This window comes from Paenibacillus sp. J22FR21, from assembly GCF_056269135.1.
Genome location: NZ_JBWDNJ010000002.1, coordinates 722,528 through 740,446, shown reverse-complemented (window position 1 = coordinate 740,446; position 17,919 = coordinate 722,528). Strand labels below are relative to the sequence as shown.

The following is a 17,919-nucleotide window of genomic DNA, read 5'->3' as shown; positions in this document are numbered from 1 at the left end:
TCAAGCGTTTCTTGTCATTAACGACCTGCGAGCAAGTAGTACTCCGCCGTATTCTCGAATGCTCGCCGATTCTCGGATCTAAAGTTGCAGCAATAGTCCGTTTCCAGATCGACAGCCGGAGCTGCGAATACCTCAAGCTGAACTGCGGCTGTCGGATAATTGGCACTCGGATTCAGCGGGTTCGGCGTATTCGAGATAACGAGGAGAATATCCATCTCAGTGCGCAGCGTTACCGCTGCGCCTTTTTTGCAATGTGCGGCATCGTAAGTTAATTGGCCTACGCTATCGCAGCTCACTTTCGAGAACAAATTAACGACCGGTCCCATATCCCGTACACCTAAACCGTTGCGAACGAGCTCAACCGCAAAATTCTCATAGCCGCTGCGGAGCCACTCATTCCGAAGCAGCTGGTATTGCGTCAGTCCAAACTTGCTGTCTGTGGATGTGCGAGTCGTAAAGCCGGTTATCGTATCATGCCAGCCAAGCTCATCATCGACGAAGCTTGCCATTGCGCGGCCATTATCACTCATCAGAATATTTCCATGAGTCAGGTGTGCCGTATATTGGGCTTTCAGCGTATCCGGCATATTGTAGCGCTCTGTCAAATCATCAGCGTGGAACATCATTACCGACAAATTAGCGTTATCCTGCAAGGCCGTAAAACGAAGCAACCTCCCTTTGCTAATTCTCCCTGACCATTTATCGCCTGCCCCAAAGGTTGTGGTCCATAAGCCTGTCGTCATTGAATAGTCCCCCTCGAAAATGATTTAAATATAAAAAGCCCGAGAGATTGGTTTCTCCCAGGCTTTTATCCTTCCGTGTTATGCAGCGCTGCTGCACACCATCTCTCGGACCAGACCTACATGAACGAATCAATCATGCAACGGAACCCTAGATGGTTAGTTGTTCCCAATAGCTAACATGAGAACCGATATTCAATTGTTAAAACCTGCTATTGATTCGTATTATAGGGGCGATTTCTGCAAAGTGTCAATCCTTATGTAAGGTATTATTACATTAACGTTCGTTAGGCAATACAAACAACGACAAAAAAACCTCCCCTACATACATTAGACGCACATAGGAGAGGCTTATTTTCAACGTATTAATGACGCTGAGGAAGCGATTTAACATAACGATCGGATACATCCATGAGCTGCATCACATAGTCATAGTCACTTCGGTAAGGAGCAAGATTCGTCACCGGCTCAAGCGTTCGAATGTTTACCGCTTTGCCATCCTCGAAGCCTTTGCCCGGCACGAACAAGATGTCATTGTTGTAGAATGAGCCTGTCGGGAGGTAGTACCGCGTTCCAAACACATTCCGGTCCACATTGAGCAGATCATGGCCGAAAGCCGTAAACTGTTCATTCTTCAGCGACACGCCGAGCAAATTGGCGACTGTCGGCAGAATATCCAGCTGACCGCCTACATGATCGACAACTTTACCTTGCTGGCCCGGCGCGTGGATGATAAGCGGGATATTAAACCGACTGACCTGCGGGTCGTATTTGATTCCAAGCGCTTGGTTCACAAACGCAGGATCGTTCTCGTCCGGCTGGAGCCCAAAGTGGTCTCCGTACAGCACCAGAACGGTATTATCCCATTGCCCTGCTGCTTTGAGCTTATCGATCAACGTTCCGATTGCATAATCCGTGTAGTTCACACCCAGCAAATAATTGCCCAGCTGTGTGCCTTTCAGCTTCTCCGGCAGCTGCATTTTCATGCGATCCAGCGGAACTTCGAACGGGAAGTGATTCGAAACGGTAATAAACTGTCCATAATACGGCTTGCTGCCGCCGCTCACTTCTTGCAGCTTCTCTACTCCAACGCGGTATAGCTCCTCATCCGAGGCTCCGAAGCTGTTGTAATGATCATTCTTGTAATAAGGCTTGTCAAAATAATGATCAAATCCAAGCGCCGCATACAGTTTATTGCGGTCCCAGAACGTCACATCATTGACATGAAACGTACTTGAGACATAGCCGTTCTTGTCCAGCAATTTCGGCAGGCTGGGAATGTCCCGATCCCCATACCCGGTTGACATCGCAATCTTCGCGGTCGGATAGATGGACGTGTTGGACATGAACTCGGCATCTGAGGTGTTCCCCTGCCCGATCTGTTGGAACACATGCGGGAAATAGAAGCTTTCATCTGCCAGCTTGTTCAGCACAGGCGTCAGCTCTTGACCGCCTACGGAGAGATGAATCGGAAAGTTCTGAAAGGCCTCCATCTGGATGATGATCAGATTCTTGCCTTTCTCGGAGCCGAAATATGCCGCCGGAACGCCGCTAGCCACATCTTTGTAAGGATAGCTTGCTTGAAGTTCGCTTGCTTCCTTCGTAATTTCGTCGATATTCCCAACAGCCGCCACACTGTTATCTTGAGCCGCTTTAATCGCTGCTGATATTTGATAATTCAAGAAACCTTCCTGCTCTGCCTCGACCAGCTCGTTATCGATTGGCATGCCGACTTGAATAACGCGCGCCGAAAGCGCGAAACTAACGATTAGAATAGCCGTCATCACGACACGGTAAATTGGCGTTACCACCGGTCTGCCATATCTGCCGTAACCGCTCCACGAACGGCGTCGGAGGCGCGAACCTCTCACTGCCGCGATGATCCAAAGCGCCAAACCAATCACCAAATCGGCAAAAAACAAGAAATGGTTCAATTGGATCGTCGATTCAACGCTTGATCCGATCTTCGTCACCTGATGCAACTCGTATAGCGCCGTGTAGGTTGGAACGTTCCCGAAATGCTCGAAATAAACAGCAGACGAGAACAGAGCGAAGGAATAAATGAGATTCACCGCGCCATAAACGGCAGTCCGGAGCTTGCTTGGCGTAACCAATTCCACGACGCTAAGAATAACCAAGATAGCGCCGATGTCTGCGATAATATGTGACAAATCAATATTGTCAAATAAGAAATAGCGCAGCAGCAGCATTTTGGCAAGGAATAGTGCAATAGCCATATAGAATAACGGAATTCTCGCATTCTTCTCCCGATTCAGAGAATGCAGCGAGCTCCGTTGACGAATTGGAAAATGATTCATATCGACTTTCTGTACCTTCTTTCTTATTAGCTGAACCGCTGCCTAAAGCCGCACTTCCGGCAAAGCTCTTCAACGGCTTCCCTGCGCGAAAAACCGTCATATAGCCGGTTCGCACGATCGCCTTCAATAATTTCTGAGAATGCTGTCTGATGAATGTTGCCAAGATTGATAACACCCTCGCCGTCTAAGCAGCAAGGCACTACTGTACCGTCAACCAGAATGCCTGCTTGATTGCGAAGCGCATGGCAGAAGCCTTTGCCATCGTCTTCCGGCTCCTTCAGATCCGGCCACTTGAACTCCACCTCGTGATTCAAATAAACACGGTCCGCGATCTTAATCCCGTTCCCGCGCGTGAATTTCTCTTGAATGCGGAAATCCAACGCAAACGCCTCTTCAATCTGCTCTAAAATCTCATGATTACGGTTTACCTCGACATTGACCTCATTGTCTTCAGCCAAATTCCACAATCGAAGCGAAACCAGCATGTCCGATGTCGCAACAGCCTCTTTCACGAACGACAGCACGCTGCCGATATAACCTTCTTTATCAACCGAACCTTCATGTCCGTCAAAGCTGTGCAGCGAGAAGTTCATTTGACGAAGTGCTGGTTTGCCCATGATCTTGTGTTTGGCTTTGTGCAGCAGCGTTCCGTTTGATGTAATATTCACCTTGAAGCCGCGCTCATGACTGATGTCGAGCAGCTGATCGATTTTCGGATGCAGCAGCGGTTCGCCCTTTAGATGGAAGTAGATATAGTCCGTATGCGGTTTAATTTCATCTAATATTTTCGTGAAGTCTTCGACCTTAATGAAATTTGCCTGACGTTTCGTCTGCGGACAGAACGAGCAGGCCAGATTGCAAACACTCGTAATTTCGATATAGAATTTCTTGAACTTTTTCATCCCGATTTGGCCCCGTTCATACGATCAATATAGGTTGCGGTGCAAGAACATACCCTCCATTATAAATCGCCGATGCAAAAGCTGTCCACTTAAGGACATTGGAAACGCCGTATTGTCATTGACACATCGGGCAAGCACAACTTATAATTGCTAATCATGCCATTGAGAAATATTATCAAAGGAGTCCGCGCCAATGATGATGAACAAACCCGTCATCGATTTCTCCCCATTCGATAAGTACTACTTGCGCGTGTCGCCAACAGGCGCTGCAAACCCGTCCTTCGAGATGCCTGCGACCGATTTTCTACGGGGAGCTGATGCGATTCAACGGGCGATCGAGATCGCAAGTTTGACAGTACGCGCTACCGGCTCAGAGCTGGCAGCTTCTTATATCGGCGGCTCTTTATTCCATCTATGGGCAGCAAGACTGCTCTTGTTGTCTCACTATAACGTGCTGATTGACTTAGCGATTGATAAACTTACGTTTCAAATGGAAGATTTCGGAACTTATCATTTGTTCGGCTATAAGCTGCATGAACTCAGCTACACGGAGATACCGGATAACGCTGACCGCGAAACGTTCGTCCGAGATGCACTTGAGGTGGATTTTCGAACCGCAGTGGAACCGATGCTAAGTGCCGTCGCTTCTGCCGGCAACCTTAAGCCTGCGGCTATATGGACGCAATTCGGCAGCATGCTGGCTAACATGATAACCACTTTCGAGGCAAAAGAAACCTCTGAAGAAGTTCGAAAGCGCTTCGCTCATGATTGCAAGGTGCTGACGGAACAGCTCGATCCCAGTCTGTTCGGCAGCAAACGCAATCCCTTCGCGCATACGCCTAGGTATGTCGACAGCCCCTACCAGCTCGGCAGCAAAATCATGATTCGTTCCGGCTGCTGCATGTACTACTGCCGCGAAGACGGCGTCATGTGCTACAGTTGCCCGAAACTCACAGCCCCCCAGCGCGAAGAGCGCTATGCGCGCATCGTTAATAAGAGCTGAACGGAGCAAGATCCCGTTCGGCTTTTTTGTTTGTCTGTCGGCATGCAGACAAGTCACTCGTCCCCATCTTCTTTCTCCCTCAAGAGGACGTGCAGCTGCAACAAAAAAGGCAGCCAATCGGCCGCCTTCAGTCATCCACGATCACTCACTCGTCAGCATGGCGTGCATTTCGTCCTTCGTCCGCTCCTGCCGGAGTACGTGCTCCGCGGAGATGTCGGACTTGTTCTCGCTGCGGAACCACTTGCCATCCAGATAGTAGCCGTTGACTCGCGCCATGGAGTAGAACGCGCACAGCTGATTGGCAATTCGAATGGCATGTTCTTTGGTTTGGGCTGAATATAACGTATTACCGAAACTGAGTGGATTGTTGTTGCTCTGAATGTTGACATTAAATAGCTCTTCATCACCTTCTACTTGCTTCACCAAAATTTGATTGTTGTAGCAATTGAGCAGATAATGAACTGTCATGTCATACACCGCCTTAATCACTTGTTTCGGCCCGCTAGTGCTTGCCGTACAAACTATTACACATGCTCGCTGAATTCTAAGCAGTTTCCCTTATTCTATTCTTCGGCTTCCGAGAAATGCGCTTTACAAAAACTATCAATAAGCTGCTCTTCCTCTTCTTCCAGCTCCGCATCCATATACCGATCGTTAATGCTCTCGTACAGCTCATACTTCACAATGCTCGAAGTTTCGCCATCCACTTTATAAATGACGCGGATATAAACGCCATTCTGGGCGAACAGCTCGTCATCCTCTGGCAAGTCCACATCCAATCTAAATTCGTACCGATCCCCCGTAAGAATGCCGAACGGGTCTTTAATTTTGTCCACCGAAAATTCTGTAATCGAAATCATTGCCTCATCCCTTCAATTTCCTCAAGTTATGCCTCATGTGTTAGTATAACACCTTCCAGACGGAGCAGCTTCTCCTTCGCATCCATCCCGCCACGGAAACCGGTTAACGCACCGTTCTTCCCGATAACGCGGTGACAGGGCACAACAATAAGCACCGGATTCGCTCCGATTGCAGTACCAACCGCTCGAACCGCACTCGCTTTGCCTATCCGCTCTGCGATATCGGAATAGGAGCAGGTCTGCCCATGGGGGATTTGCTCCAACGCTTGCCAGACCATCTGCTGAAAAGCTGTCCCTTTCACATGCAAGGGCAGTCGAAAACTTGTCAGCTCCCCATTCAAATAATCAAGAAGCTGCCCTCTATATTCCCCTAATCGCCGATCATCTCTCGTTAACGTATAGCCGGGATAATGTTTCGCGCACCATTCAGCAACCTCATCCAATGAAGCAGCAGGCGAGCTGACATAACTTAACCCTTCATCGGTCGCAACCAGAATTAACTGCCATGACGCATCGTCAGTCTCCGTCCAATACAAAGCTTTCATGTTCCCCATCCTCCCTTAATCCTTCCCACTCTCATTCGCAGCAGCAGCCAGCATCCGATAGGCCGACGGCGAGCTGCCTGTTTCCTTCTGAAAGACAGTTGCAAAATGCGCCGCATTCGGAAAGCCCGCTCGCGCTCCAATTTCACTAATCGTACACTCGGACGCGGACAACAGCAGCTCCTTCGCCGCTTCCACTCGAACCTGCAGCAAATACGAAGCAGGAGACATCCCTTTTATTCGCTTAAACGTTCGCTGTATATGATAAGGACTGACATGCGCCAGCTCCGCTAGTTTGGACAAAGTAAGCGGCTCTTCATAACGCTCATGGATCACCACTGCAATCGACTCCACCCATTCTTCCTCCGGAAGCCGCCTTCCTTCCGGCTTGCACCGCTTACACGGCCGATAATCACTCGCAAGCGCAGCTTCGGCATGCAAGAAGATGTGCACATGCTTCGGATTCGGCGTTCTCGATTTGCAGGAGGGCCTGCAGAAAATTCCGGTCGAACTCACACCGTAGTAAAACTGACCATCGTAGGAAGCATCGCAGCTTGCAATCGCCAGCCACATTTCACTCGTCATCATTGGCATGCACCTTCACCTCCATGAGAAGAAGTATAACCTCTTTATGGGGCCGATGTAAGCTTTGCCGCATGAGAACGCAAGATTACGAAAGCGAACAACCACCCAAGTATGATACAACTAGTAATGTACCTGAAATCAAAGGAGGCCTCAGACGAGACATGCATGCCATTACGATTCATCCCCCTGCCCCGTTCAGCAGTGCCCATATCATTGATTATTTGAAACGATCCAGTAATGAATGCTTATTCTATGTTGAGGATCATGCTGTTCTGCGGCTTATTCCAACTGCGAGCAATCCCGTACTTATAAGAATCACACCGGAGATGAACGATACACTAAGCATCGCGTTTCCCGCATTGGACGAAGAGCCTTCCCAGGAGCTGCGAGAATCAGCTGCCCGCTATGTATGGGAATGGTTCGATTGCGAACGCGATTTGCTGCCTTTCTATGAACTGGCTGAGCAGGACGATCTGCTTCGGGGCACCGTTAATCAGTTCCATGGACTGCGAGTTGTCGGCATCGACGACTTGTTCGAAGCGCTCAGCTGGGGGATCATGGGCCAGCAAATTAATTTAACCTTTGCCTATACGCTCAAGAGACGATTCGTGGAGCGTTTCGGTTCATCACTGGAATGGAATGGCCGATGTTACTTTACCTTCCCTACACCTGAGACGATCGCCGCTATGCAGGTTTCCGATCTGACGGACATGCAGTTCACGGGCCGCAAATCCGAGTACCTAATCGGAACCGCCACAGAAATTGTCGAAGGCCGATTGTCCAAAGAACAACTCCTGGCACTTGAAGACTGGTCCGCCATCGAGAAAGCACTAACCCGCATCCGCGGTATCGGACCCTGGACGGCTAACTATGTGCTCATGCGCTGTTTACGCATGCCCGGAGCTTTCCCGATCGAGGATGCAGGGCTTCACAACGCGCTGAAACATCTTATGCAGCGGCCGGACAAACCTTCCATTGCGGAAATCAAACAGCTCTCCTCAACCTGGGGCGACTGGAAAGCTTATGCTACCTTCTACCTCTGGCGGACCCTTTACTAACGCCGCCGCTCCTCCTTCAAGAACATATAAAAAAGCCGCCAATTGGCGGCTACAAGTCAAATTCGTTCTTCTTCTTTCGCGGTTGGGATTTGACTTTATTTTGAACTTTAGGCAAATGCCTCATACTGCGATGCATCGGTCCTTTGCAGATCGGACATGCCTGATCACCGGCCTCGGCAAACTCCTCGCGAACCCACGCTTTACAATCCGCGTTCTTACACTTCCAAATCTTCGTTGGGATTAACTTCGGCTTTTCCTCTTCATTCATAGACAATTTAAAAGCATCCTTTCTCTTGCTGCCTGAACGAAGCTAGTTCGCACGCCATTAAATTTTCAATTGACGACCAGGTAGGTTATGTTATATTATCTAACAAAACAACGTAACTAAATATGCCATACGTTCTCTAGGGTTCCGCAGCAGACATTCCGGCATGCTGGACTGGACCGAGAGAGAACGCACAGCCGTTGCTGTGTTCACGGAGGGATAAAAGCCCGGGAGGATCTCATTTAGGGATACCTTCCGCGTTTTTTTTTATTTTCAGCCATCCATCCTGAGAGATGAGATGGTTACACGAGGGATGACGGAAGGGTGCTGCACATGAACGTACAAGTCAAACTAACGCCAACATTATCGTTATTTCAAATCGTGTTCCTCGGCCTCGCTTGGATGACACCGATGATCTATTTCTCGATTTATGGCATTGCTTACGAATCCTCTGCCGGGATGTTAACCCAAGCGTATTTGACCGCTTTTGTCGCCATCATGTTTACCGCTTATAGCTACGGTCATATGTCCAAGGCACATTCGAGCTCCGGTTCTGCCTACTCCTATGTGAAGAAATCTATCCATCCCTATCTCGGTTTCCTTGTCGGGTGGGCATTGCTGCTGGATTACCTCTTCTCACCTATTATCGCATGCTTAACGTTCGGAATCTATATGCATGCACAATTCCCGGCTATTCCATCCTACTTATGGATGATCGGCATCAATTTGTTAATTACACTAGTGAACCTGCGCGGCGCATCATTCTCAGCCAATCTGAGTAAATGGTTCGTCCTCATTCAAATGGGCTTCATCGCATTGTTTTGCATCTTACTCTACCGCAACTTATCTTCCATAAGCGATCCGCTTGCGCCACTCCTCCAACACGAGATTCCTTTCACCACAATACTGACAGGCGCTTCGATGATCTGCTTCTCCTTTCTCGGATTCGATTCCATTACGACAATGTCGGAAGAAACGAAGAACGCAAGCAAAACCATCCCCAGAGCCATCGCCATTATTATTGGGATCGCGATCGTTTTATATGTTGTACCGTCTTATTTGACTCAGCTGACGTTCCCAAATCCAATCCCTTTCGCTGACATCGATTCGGCCGGGCTCGAAATTGTGAAGATGGTCGGCGGAGCCATGCTTGGATCGGTATTCATCATTGTGCTCTTATTTGCAATCTTTACGCAAGGAATCTCTTCCGTTTCAAGCGTGTCACGGCTGCTGCTCGCAATGGGACGTGAATCGATCCTTCCGGAGCGCATATTCGCCTATGTACACCCCAAGCTTAAGACGCCTGCGGTCAATATTCTAATTGTCGGCATGGTCTCTATGTTAGCTTTAGTCATTCGGCTGGATACGGCGATCAAATTCGTGAATTTCGGTGCACTGACCGCCTTCTTCTTTGTCAACATAGCTGTCATCTGCCACTACTACGTGAAGGAACGTAAGCGTTCTGTCTCAGGAACGTTAGCTTACTTGGTTCTGCCGGCTACAGGCGCATGTGTCATCGGCTACCTATTCCTCCTGCTGAGCAAGGATGCGCTGATAATGGGACTGATCTGGCTTATCATCGGAGTACTGTATCAAGCCTATCGCAAACAAGACGCCTTCAAGCTAATCCTGCAGAGAAACAAATCCTTCTCGATCGAGAAATCAAAAAGCACCCCTTAAGGGGTGCTTTCAGCGAAATAGAAGCGCATATACACGTCTCTAAAATAAGATACAGTTAATCGTTAACCGTATTTGGCGCCGCTCCCAGGCTGCCATTATTGATCAAGCTGCGAAGATCAGGCTCAATTGCTGCCGGATCCGTCGATGCCGGATATTGCTTCACAACGTTACCCTCTTGATCAATCAGGAATTTCACGAAATTCCACTCGATTGTACCGGTATGGTATGGGGCAGGCGCTGCATCCACAAGATATTTATATAACGGATGAGCATCTTCGCCAATCACGTTAATTTTCGCAAACATCGGGAAAGTTACGCCGTAATTGAGCTCGCAGAAGCTTGCGATCTCCTCGTCCGACCCTGGCTCTTGACCTGCAAATTGATTACACGGGAAACCAAGTACGACCAAATTCTCGTCCTTATGAGCTTCATAGATCTGCTGCAGCCCTTTATAATGAGGGGTAAGTCCACAGGCGCTTGCCGTGTTGACGATGAGAAGCGTCTTGCCTCTATATGCGGACAGCGACTGCTCTTCGCCTGTAATGGTATTGACGGTGAAATCATAAATGCTCATTGGTAGGTCCCTCCTGAATTGAGTTCACAGTATATTGCATTTAATTAAATTGTATAAAATGATTATAGCCTATGAACACCGCTCCGAGCAACCCCTAAATAAGCCATTATTCCTTCGTCAATACCTTCTGCAGCACTCTGACCAACTCCTCCGCATCTTGCCAAACGAGTGGTCTGACTCCTTGCGGCAGCGTTTGATCGGCCACTTGACTTGTCCAAATAATCTGGATCTCATTGCCTATCGCATACCCCGCACGAAGCCACAGCTCCGCGGTCGGTTCCGTCACATCCACCACCAGAAGATTGCAGTTGCTCACCTCTTGCAGCATCGTTTCAATCGGTTTAGGATCCAATCTCAGCGAGAGATCCTCTTCCAGAAACTTCGGTGCATACCCAAGCTGAATCAACCTCGGGAATACCGCCTCCAGCCAATCTCTGCTTATGCTCTCATCATTGCGGCTAAGCTGAACGTAACAAGGCTTCAAGGCTTTGCCGCTCGCGGTGTTAGCCGCCTCCACCCAGCCTTTCTCCGTCAGCTTGAACGTTGAGCCGATGCGCTCAATATAGCCGTCTTCTTTCAGTTTCTCCGTAATAAACACAAGCTCTTGCAGATTCAAGGAATATGTCAAATTATAGCTTTGCGAGAACTGATTAATAACAACCGCTTCACCGGGACCCTTGGTATGTCGGTGCAAATATCGGAGAAGTCGATTCCCCTTCTCTTCGGTTGTAATCGGAATTTGCGGAGATTGCAGGATGGTTTCCCGAGCCTCATACGTGAGAATGACCTTCTCATCACAATCCGTCTGTTCCCGAATATAAGCCGATAGGATCGGGAACAAATTCCGTTTCTCCGAGTAGGTCAATAGTCGATATGGCTCGTAGCTGTCTTCCCGCAGCCCGTAAGATCCGCCCGGCGCGCACATACAGTCAATGTACCATTCATTGCCGCCTTTTCGTTTCACTTTCACAAGCTCATCACAGAACAAACAGCGTTTCGATTCTAAAACTTCCATAAATCTAATCACCCCTTACTTAACGATTCGCAGCAGCCCCCTCCGATTAGGGTGCAAAGGGGATTAAGCTTCTCTCATTATTGTCTCCGCGGCTTCTTCATCCCGCTGCGCTCGTACCCATTTCATTCCGTCCCAGCGCAGCACATCGCCGGCCACGACAGCCGTGACTGCCTTCTCGCGGGGCAGCTGCAGTACCTTACCGTTCACCTCGATGGCAAGAACCTTCTCATCTACGGCAACCACTTTCCCGAGCCGCTCAATGGCGCACTTAACGTTAGTATTCGCTTCGTTTTCCATCCCTATAGCCTCCTGGGTCAAAAGTAATCCGCCCTATTTAAATGCCCGTTCATTCGTTATCTTCATTATACGCTTCCACAGTATAAGGCAACATTCTTCAGGCCAAACCTGATCCATAATGCTTGAGAATGCCGTAAATACATAAAATTTGCCAAATTGGTAACTTTAACTACATGCCAATGAAAGGAGGAGCATGGAATTGAACGATAAAATTACCCCTTTCCAATTGTCCACCTTGCTGGTTACATTTATCGGAATCTCCAACCACGTCATCTTGATCCCCATCTTGCTGGATACGGCGAATCGCGATGCATGGATCTCTGTCTTGGCGGCCATCATCCCCTCCTTACTTCTTGGCTTGCTGTATGTCTATATCTACAGAAAAATCCCTGCTTCGTTATCCACCTGGATGCTGGAGAAAGCGCCTACGTTTGTATGGCTGATGTTCACCCTGCTGTTCACTGTATATTTCCTGACACAAGCAAGCATCAGTATACGGGATACGATCATGTGGTCCAACTCGTCTTACTTAACCTATACGCCGCAATGGGTCGTCGGCCTTTGTCTCATTGGTATCAGTTACTTCACGGCAAGAAAAGGGCTGGCGGCCATCGCCATTACAAACGGTATCCTGCTCCCATGGATCATTGCCGCCGGTTTCTACGTCATGACGGTCAACTTTCAATATAAGGACTACAATTATTTATTTCCCATCCTCAAAAATTCGGCACAATCAATCACGAAAGGCGCTTGGTATACGACTTCCGGTGTAACAGAGATCTTCCTCGTGCTATTCCTGAAAGACGAAGTAAAAGGAAAGCTGTCGCGCCTGAATATCAGTCTCGTCGTTCTCATGTTAATTGAACTGACATTCGGGCCATTGACTGGCGTAATCGCCATGTTCGGGCCATTCGAAGCTACACTGCTGCGATACCCGGCCTACGAGCAGTGGCGGATGGCAGCCATTGGAAGCATGCTGAGCCAGACGGACTTTTTGTCCATTTATCAATGGCTGGCCGGCGCGTTTATCCGCATTTCATTGGGAATTTACATCATTCACTCGCTGTGGGTGAAGAAGTGGAAGCATCCCGAGATTCTGCTCCTTTTGATCTCGGCAGTTCTCCTTGTAGTCAATCTAACTAGACTCTCGGATGTGAATTTCCACGCTCAAGTGAGACATTATTATTCAAGCTCCATCTTATTTTGCGGTGTCGTGAGCATCGTGGTCTTAATTTGCATCCGGGTCGGAAAGAACAAGAAGGAGGTGCAGCGTAATGGCTAACCTAAGCGAAAGCGATATCCGGCTCTTATTCGAGGGGTGCGGCGATATTACTTTCGAAATGAACGACTCCTTTCTATTCGTATTCTGCAAAGGGCTGTCGAACCGTGAACAAATCAACGAAATCAGTACCTATAGCGAAGAACTTTGGCGGCAGCATCCCGTTACACTAACATCACAATGGAAGACCGAGCTCTCCTCTTATGTATTTAACGGGGAATTGTTCCTGTTCGACTTGAAAACCGCTCGTTGTTATGTGCAATACGTCGCTGATCCTCCTCAAAGAACGACGGAAGAGTCCGTCACGGAGACGTCTACGAAAGGCGCACGCGACGGATTTACCGAGAGTATCCAGACGAATTTGGCATTAATCCGCAAACGTTTGGCTACGCCGACACTCAAAGTCGAAGCCTTTGCAATCGGTGTTCGAAGCCAGACCGCAATAAATCTTCTCTACATCCAGGATATCGCGAATAAAGGGGCTGTTAATGAAGCAAGACGCAGATTGCAGAAAATCCAAATCGACGCGCTTGTCACAAGCTCACAGCTCGAGGAAGCGATTTCGGACCGTTCGTACTCGGTTATCCCCTTAATCGATAACACCGGACGCCCCGATTTTGCCGCGGAATGCCTCATGAGCGGCCGTTTCGTGATCCTGCTGGACAATTCGCCGCTGGCCATTATCGCCCCCATTACGCTTACATCGCTCATAAACTCTCCGGAAGATGGCTATTTCCGGGCGGTAATCAGTTCTTTTCAGCGGTTAATCCGGTTTTGCGGCTGGTACTTGGCACTGTTTCTGCCCGCTTTCTACATTGCGCTGATCGGCTTTAATTTCGAGCAGGTGCCATTGCCCTTATTAGCGACAATCGCCTCGAATCGGATCGGCCTTCCGCTTACCGTTCCATTCGAGGCGATCGTCGTGCTCGTATTGTTTGAATTGTTCAAAGAAGCCGGACAACGGCTGCCCAAATCGGTAGGGCCAACCGTTACCGTCGTAGGCGGCATCATCGTGGGTGATGCCGCTATTCGCGCCGGAATCACGTCTCCGACGGTAACCGTCGTGGCAGCAACTACCGTGATTGCCGGCTACACGCTCGTAAACCCGACGCTTAGCGGCATCGTATCCATTGTTCGCATCGTCATCATGATTATTTCCTCTATTCTTGGCATGTTCGGGTTCTTCATGTCGATTTTCTTCGTCGTCGCCTATCTGTCCGATCTCAAATCGTTCGGGATTCCGTACCTTTCTCCGATTTCACCGCCATCATGGCCGGATCTTGTAGGAGCCATACTGAAGAAACCGGCCAAACTCATGAATAAACGGCCGCAGAACCTCCATTTGCAGGACGATACAAGGATGAAGGACGATAGCCCATGAAACGAACCGGAAAGGCCATTGTGATCAGCTGCATCCTGTTATTGCTGTGCGGCTGCTGGGATGTGAAGAACATTCAATATTTCAACTTCGTTACCGTAATCGGGGTTGATTACGTCGACGGCAATTATAAGATTTATGCGCAAATCAATGACCTCAGCACAATGGCCAAGCAAGAAGGCGGCGGCCAAAGCGCTAAACCCGTCGTGATCGGCAAAGGCGAAGGCGAGAGCATCGGGATGGCGATATTCGATCTGCAGAAAGAAAGTCAAATGCGAATGGATTGGACGCAGAATAAAGCGTTCATCTTCAGCGATCGAATTCTTGCCAGGGGAATATTCGATATTCATGATGAATTGATGCGAACTCGCGATCAACGTTATACACCTTGGGTGTTCGCGACGAATGAGGATCTTGCAGAGATTCTGAGCACCATGCCCATCACCGGCAGCTCCTATGTTGCCACGCTGTACTATCAGCCGAATCTGTTATTTAAGCAGCTTCAGTCTTCTTTTGAACCCATCCAGTATCAGAAGTTGATCCGGTCTACAAGAGAACCGTACGAGATAACTTTGGTTGACCATGTAAAGCTCTCGAACAATTGGAAGAAAGGAGGAAAAGGATTCACATTGCCAATCGTGGATGGGCTTGTCGCGCTCAAGAACGGAAAGAGCGAAGCTCGATTCAGCCGCGAAGAGGCTACAGGTGTGAAATGGTTACGGAAGAACACCAAGCGCGGTATGCTTCCCATCAAGGACGATCAAGGTGCTTTCATTGGAACGGCTACGTTCAAGAGCCTTAAGGTGAAGAAACGAGCCGCATATAAGGATGGTAAACGAATCGTCAAAGTAACCATTAATATGGACGCCGGTCTTCGGGAGCAGCAGAAGGCTTTCTCACTACATGAGATGAATAAAATGCTCGAGAAGAGCTTATACGACGAAATCATGAAAACCTATGAAGTAGGCAAGAAAAGATCGACGGATATCTACTCCTTAAACGAAGTCTGGTATCGCAAGGGACTTGCCGTAAACGAGGAAGTACCGGGGATTGAGCTTGATGTCAAAGTGAAACTAATGGCTACCGGCATGCTGGAGCTTCGGAAGAAATAATGCTGTAAGTCAAGGTGTATCACATTAGAATTTTCTAATCATTTTCTCATAATCGGGTTCACTCTATATACGCCATAGTTTCTTCGACTCATTGGAAAGTAGTGGTTCGAAATGCTGTGTTATAGTGTTTTTAGGCAATCACAGCGGCCTGTATCCTACTACATTTCAGTGCAGGAGGAATTCATCATGACTAACACAATAACTCGTAAACGCTTTATTAAAAAACTACTGAACCTTACATTAGTGTTATCTATCGCAATTGGCGGCGGAAGCATGCTTCTCACACCAACTACTACGCATGCAGCGACGAGCACGACTACGAAAACGAGCGCAAGCGCAAATGCTTCTACTGTGGATGACATCATTGCAACAGGCAAACAATATCTAGGCGTCGATTACAAATACGCTGCCAAAACGACAACTACTTCTGTATTCGACTGCTCCTCTTTTGTTCAATATATTTTTAAACAGCATGGCATCGATTTGCCGCGTACGTCTAGACAACAGGCTAAAGTCGGCACGAAAGTAACGAAGGATCAACTGCAGCCAGGGGATCTTGTGTTCTCCGATACCAATCGAGATGGCGTCATTAATCACGTAAGCCTTTACATTGGTGATGACAAACTGCTCCAAACCTACCGTGTCGGTGTCGGGGTAACGGTATCTAAATTCTCCGGCAGCTCTTGGGACAAGACATTCGTAACAGCTCGTCATGTCATTGCTAATGACAATTCCGGTAATACGGATAATGGCGGCGATAATACAGACGGCGGCAACACAGATGATGGCAGTATTGATGATGGCAATACAATTATTGGAACCGATAAGCTATTCTACTAATATGGGCTGTCCCAAAAGTGCGAGTACCGGCTTCTGGGGCAGCTTTTTTTCGGCTTTACCTACCACATCAAAAAAGAGGCTGCACCCGGGCAGCCTCCTTCCCATTTAATCCCTATCGTACAGTAAGCCGCCTTTGGTCGTAGACGCACTTCCGTAAAACTCGGTATACACCTTCTCCGCATAGGCATCCGTCATTCCCGCGATATAATCGGACACCATCCGCTCCCATGACCACACGTCCTTGAGGCGCTCGTAGCTCTCCAGCCAATCCGGCGGTATGATGAGACGCCCCGAGTCCTGCACTTTGAAGCTGTCCCATAAACGTTTAATGATGATCTCACTGCGTTTATGAAGCCGCTGCACGCGGAAATCCTTGATCAGCATGACCCATGCCAGTTTCTTCAAGATCTCCATCGTACGGAGCAGCTCTAAGTCCTGCACCCCGTCGCGAACGAAGGTAACTCGTTTCCAGCCTGTTGCCGGATCGTCAATGATCCCTACTCCGCTGACAAACTTCCTCACCCACCGCGCTTTCATCTCTCTGCGCGTGCGCGACGGCTCCCTGCCGCATTCCACGTAGATGCTTTCCCACTGCTCCAAATAATGATGCAGCGCCTGCTTCACCATGAGCTTCATATCGACTTGCTCCCAGTGCATCACTGCATTGCCGGGATCGTTGATGATTTCCTGCATGACGTTCGCAACGAGACGATCATCCTCGAACAAGCTGGGATTCATCTGAATCTTCCCTGCCCGAATTCCATCCTCTATATCATGCGTCGAGTAAGCAATATCGTCACACAGATCCATGAGCTGCGCCTCAAGCGTCGCACAGCCGTCAGGCATCCCCCAAGCGGTTCGCAGCGCGCTGATCCCTTCCCATTCCATGCTATAGACACCTTTTAATCGACCGGGATCATCGAGGCAGAACGGGTATTTATTAATGGCGAGCAGTACCGCAGCTGTCAGATCGAGCCCGCTGTCACTTCCTGCACGCTTCTCCAGAAACATTAGGATCCTGTAATTCTGAGCGTTGCCTTCGTATTTAAGTCCGCACTCTTCCATGAGCAGTTCATTGAGCACTTCTTCCCCTTTATGGCCGAAAGGAGGATGCCCCAAGTCATGCGCAAGCGATGCGCATTCCACTACCTCCGGATCGAGCATCAGTCCCGGATGTTCTTTGTTCGCCAGGAACGAATAACTCTTCCCGAGCTTACGAGCCACTTCTCGGGCGATTTGCGACACTTCAAGCGAATGTGTCAGCCGTGTTCGATAGTAGTCACCGGAGCCTGCTCCGAATACTTGTGATTTGCCTTGCAGGCGACGAAATGCCGGGGATTGAATCAATCTGGCATAGTCTTTCTCATACTCATCCCGATCCTCGCTGGAGTGGATGTTCCCGAAATCAAATAACCGCATTTTGCGTACGTTCATCTGCATTCGCCTCCGTTTCTCGCTGTCTTACCATCAT

At 48.8% G+C, this 17,919-nt stretch carries 19 protein-coding genes and 2 riboswitches; of the genes, 7 read left to right on the top strand and 12 right to left on the bottom strand.

The window, feature by feature from the left end; all coding sequences use genetic code 11:
* Positions 1-17: 17 nt before the first annotated feature.
* The 3 genes from AC0YNS_RS09200 to AC0YNS_RS09190 all read right to left on the bottom strand — a co-directional run bounded on the left by AC0YNS_RS09200 (position 18) and on the right by AC0YNS_RS09190 (position 3,960).
* Complete coding sequence (locus AC0YNS_RS09200) at positions 18-743, bottom strand: urea amidolyase associated protein UAAP1 (protein WP_475780686.1); 726 nt, start codon at positions 741-743, stop codon at positions 18-20.
* Positions 744-795: 52 nt separating this feature from the next.
* A riboswitch (guanidine-I (ykkC/yxkD leader) is annotated at positions 796-906 on the bottom strand.
* Positions 907-1,105: 199 nt separating this feature from the next.
* Entirely contained in the window at positions 1,106-3,058 is a 1,953-nt protein-coding gene (locus AC0YNS_RS09195) for an LTA synthase family protein (protein WP_475780685.1), read from the bottom strand.
* Positions 3,059-3,084: 26 nt separating this feature from the next.
* Positions 3,085-3,960 carry a radical SAM/SPASM domain-containing protein gene (locus AC0YNS_RS09190; RefSeq protein ID WP_475780684.1) on the bottom strand — a complete coding sequence of 292 codons (876 nt, stop codon included), beginning with the start codon at positions 3,958-3,960 and terminating at the stop codon, positions 3,085-3,087.
* 193 nt (positions 3,961-4,153) lie between these two features.
* On the opposite strand from AC0YNS_RS09190, the gene AC0YNS_RS09185 reads away from it, so the two are divergent.
* On the top strand, positions 4,154-4,963 hold the full coding sequence (locus AC0YNS_RS09185) for a hypothetical protein (protein WP_475780683.1): 810 nt from the start codon (positions 4,154-4,156) through the stop codon (positions 4,961-4,963).
* Positions 4,964-5,104: 141 nt separating this feature from the next.
* Here AC0YNS_RS09185 and AC0YNS_RS09180 read toward each other — a convergent pair whose 3' ends face one another.
* The 4 genes from AC0YNS_RS09180 to AC0YNS_RS09165 form a co-directional block, all read right to left on the bottom strand.
* Positions 5,105-5,431, bottom strand: a complete 327-nt coding sequence (locus AC0YNS_RS09180) for a hypothetical protein (protein WP_475780682.1) — start codon at positions 5,429-5,431, stop codon at positions 5,105-5,107.
* Positions 5,432-5,526: 95 nt separating this feature from the next.
* Positions 5,527-5,823, bottom strand: a complete 297-nt coding sequence (locus AC0YNS_RS09175; protein WP_475780681.1) for a DUF6509 family protein — start codon at positions 5,821-5,823, stop codon at positions 5,527-5,529.
* 26 nt (positions 5,824-5,849) lie between these two features.
* Positions 5,850-6,368, bottom strand: coding sequence for a methylated-DNA--[protein]-cysteine S-methyltransferase (locus AC0YNS_RS09170; protein WP_475780680.1), 519 nt, complete (start codon positions 6,366-6,368; stop codon positions 5,850-5,852).
* Positions 6,369-6,383: 15 nt separating this feature from the next.
* The gene (locus AC0YNS_RS09165) at positions 6,384-6,959 is read right to left on the bottom strand and encodes a bifunctional transcriptional activator/DNA repair enzyme AdaA (protein WP_475780679.1); all 576 of its coding nucleotides are present in this window, start codon (positions 6,957-6,959) and stop codon (positions 6,384-6,386) included.
* Between the two features lie 152 nt (positions 6,960-7,111).
* On the opposite strand from AC0YNS_RS09165, the gene AC0YNS_RS09160 reads away from it, so the two are divergent.
* Complete coding sequence (locus tag AC0YNS_RS09160) at positions 7,112-8,008, top strand: DNA-3-methyladenine glycosylase family protein (RefSeq protein WP_475780678.1); 897 nt, start codon at positions 7,112-7,114, stop codon at positions 8,006-8,008.
* A gap of 49 nt (positions 8,009-8,057) precedes the next feature.
* Here the strand turns inward: AC0YNS_RS09160 and AC0YNS_RS09155 are convergent, their stop codons facing one another.
* The gene (locus AC0YNS_RS09155) at positions 8,058-8,276 is read right to left on the bottom strand and encodes a cold-inducible protein YdjO-related protein (protein ID WP_475781009.1); all 219 of its coding nucleotides are present in this window, start codon (positions 8,274-8,276) and stop codon (positions 8,058-8,060) included.
* 125 nt (positions 8,277-8,401) lie between these two features.
* A riboswitch (guanidine-I (ykkC/yxkD leader) is annotated at positions 8,402-8,509 on the top strand.
* Positions 8,510-8,606: 97 nt separating this feature from the next.
* Between AC0YNS_RS09155 and AC0YNS_RS09150 the strand changes: the two genes are divergently transcribed.
* Positions 8,607-9,953: an APC family permease gene (locus AC0YNS_RS09150; RefSeq protein ID WP_475780677.1), complete on the top strand. Its 1,347-nt coding sequence runs from the start codon at positions 8,607-8,609 to the stop codon at positions 9,951-9,953.
* A gap of 55 nt (positions 9,954-10,008) precedes the next feature.
* Here AC0YNS_RS09150 and AC0YNS_RS09145 read toward each other — a convergent pair whose 3' ends face one another.
* The 3 genes from AC0YNS_RS09145 to AC0YNS_RS09135 all read right to left on the bottom strand — a co-directional run bounded on the left by AC0YNS_RS09145 (position 10,009) and on the right by AC0YNS_RS09135 (position 11,839).
* A complete protein-coding gene (locus AC0YNS_RS09145; RefSeq protein ID WP_475780676.1) occupies positions 10,009-10,527 on the bottom strand; it encodes a glutathione peroxidase in 519 nt (172 codons plus the stop codon).
* A 106-nt stretch (positions 10,528-10,633) separates the two neighbouring features.
* Complete coding sequence (locus AC0YNS_RS09140; RefSeq protein WP_475780675.1) at positions 10,634-11,542, bottom strand: hypothetical protein; 909 nt, start codon at positions 11,540-11,542, stop codon at positions 10,634-10,636.
* A 63-nt stretch (positions 11,543-11,605) separates the two neighbouring features.
* The gene (locus AC0YNS_RS09135) at positions 11,606-11,839 is read right to left on the bottom strand and encodes a hypothetical protein (RefSeq protein ID WP_475780674.1); all 234 of its coding nucleotides are present in this window, start codon (positions 11,837-11,839) and stop codon (positions 11,606-11,608) included.
* Positions 11,840-12,038: 199 nt separating this feature from the next.
* Here AC0YNS_RS09135 and AC0YNS_RS09130 point away from each other — a divergent pair, with 199 nt between their 5' ends.
* The 4 genes from AC0YNS_RS09130 to AC0YNS_RS09115 all read left to right on the top strand — a co-directional run bounded on the left by AC0YNS_RS09130 (position 12,039) and on the right by AC0YNS_RS09115 (position 16,448).
* The gene (locus AC0YNS_RS09130; RefSeq protein ID WP_475780673.1) at positions 12,039-13,121 is read left to right on the top strand and encodes a GerAB/ArcD/ProY family transporter; all 1,083 of its coding nucleotides are present in this window, start codon (positions 12,039-12,041) and stop codon (positions 13,119-13,121) included.
* Positions 13,114-14,499, top strand: coding sequence for a spore germination protein (locus tag AC0YNS_RS09125; RefSeq protein ID WP_475780672.1), 1,386 nt, complete (start codon positions 13,114-13,116; stop codon positions 14,497-14,499). The genes AC0YNS_RS09130 and AC0YNS_RS09125 overlap by 8 nt, the downstream gene beginning before the upstream one ends.
* Positions 14,496-15,608: a Ger(x)C family spore germination protein gene (locus AC0YNS_RS09120; protein WP_475780671.1), complete on the top strand. Its 1,113-nt coding sequence runs from the start codon at positions 14,496-14,498 to the stop codon at positions 15,606-15,608. Before AC0YNS_RS09125 ends, AC0YNS_RS09120 begins: the two co-directional genes overlap by 4 nt.
* 186 nt (positions 15,609-15,794) lie before the next feature.
* Positions 15,795-16,448, top strand: a complete 654-nt coding sequence (locus tag AC0YNS_RS09115) for a C40 family peptidase (RefSeq protein ID WP_475780670.1) — start codon at positions 15,795-15,797, stop codon at positions 16,446-16,448.
* A 105-nt stretch (positions 16,449-16,553) separates the two neighbouring features.
* Here the strand turns inward: AC0YNS_RS09115 and AC0YNS_RS09110 are convergent, their stop codons facing one another.
* The gene (locus tag AC0YNS_RS09110) at positions 16,554-17,882 is read right to left on the bottom strand and encodes a deoxyguanosinetriphosphate triphosphohydrolase family protein (RefSeq protein ID WP_475780669.1); all 1,329 of its coding nucleotides are present in this window, start codon (positions 17,880-17,882) and stop codon (positions 16,554-16,556) included.
* Between the last annotated feature and the right edge of the window lie 37 nt (positions 17,883-17,919).

Bases quoted from the DNA above. Each gene is read 5' to 3' on its own strand.
- AC0YNS_RS09120 (WP_475780671.1), top strand. From the start codon at position 14,496: ATGAAACGAACCGGAAAGGCCATTGTGATCAGCTGCATCCTGTTATTG.
- AC0YNS_RS09190 (WP_475780684.1), bottom strand. From the start codon at position 3,960: ATGAAAAAGTTCAAGAAATTCTATATCGAAATTACGAGTGTTTGCAAT.
- AC0YNS_RS09165 (WP_475780679.1), bottom strand. From the start codon at position 6,959: ATGCCAATGATGACGAGTGAAATGTGGCTGGCGATTGCAAGCTGCGAT.
- AC0YNS_RS09200 (WP_475780686.1), bottom strand. From the start codon at position 743: ATGACGACAGGCTTATGGACCACAACCTTTGGGGCAGGCGATAAATGG.
- AC0YNS_RS09140 (WP_475780675.1), bottom strand. From the start codon at position 11,542: ATGGAAGTTTTAGAATCGAAACGCTGTTTGTTCTGTGATGAGCTTGTG.
- AC0YNS_RS09175 (WP_475780681.1), bottom strand. From the start codon at position 5,823: ATGATTTCGATTACAGAATTTTCGGTGGACAAAATTAAAGACCCGTTC.
- AC0YNS_RS09150 (WP_475780677.1), top strand. From the start codon at position 8,607: ATGAACGTACAAGTCAAACTAACGCCAACATTATCGTTATTTCAAATC.
- AC0YNS_RS09115 (WP_475780670.1), top strand. From the start codon at position 15,795: ATGACTAACACAATAACTCGTAAACGCTTTATTAAAAAACTACTGAAC.
- AC0YNS_RS09160 (WP_475780678.1), top strand. From the start codon at position 7,112: ATGCATGCCATTACGATTCATCCCCCTGCCCCGTTCAGCAGTGCCCAT.
- AC0YNS_RS09195 (WP_475780685.1), bottom strand. From the start codon at position 3,058: ATGAATCATTTTCCAATTCGTCAACGGAGCTCGCTGCATTCTCTGAAT.
- AC0YNS_RS09170 (WP_475780680.1), bottom strand. From the start codon at position 6,368: ATGAAAGCTTTGTATTGGACGGAGACTGACGATGCGTCATGGCAGTTA.
- AC0YNS_RS09145 (WP_475780676.1), bottom strand. From the start codon at position 10,527: ATGAGCATTTATGATTTCACCGTCAATACCATTACAGGCGAAGAGCAG.
- AC0YNS_RS09125 (WP_475780672.1), top strand. From the start codon at position 13,114: ATGGCTAACCTAAGCGAAAGCGATATCCGGCTCTTATTCGAGGGGTGC.
- AC0YNS_RS09180 (WP_475780682.1), bottom strand. From the start codon at position 5,431: ATGACAGTTCATTATCTGCTCAATTGCTACAACAATCAAATTTTGGTG.
- AC0YNS_RS09110 (WP_475780669.1), bottom strand. From the start codon at position 17,882: ATGAACGTACGCAAAATGCGGTTATTTGATTTCGGGAACATCCACTCC.
- AC0YNS_RS09135 (WP_475780674.1), bottom strand. From the start codon at position 11,839: ATGGAAAACGAAGCGAATACTAACGTTAAGTGCGCCATTGAGCGGCTC.
- AC0YNS_RS09185 (WP_475780683.1), top strand. From the start codon at position 4,154: ATGATGATGAACAAACCCGTCATCGATTTCTCCCCATTCGATAAGTAC.
- AC0YNS_RS09155 (WP_475781009.1), bottom strand. From the start codon at position 8,276: ATGAATGAAGAGGAAAAGCCGAAGTTAATCCCAACGAAGATTTGGAAG.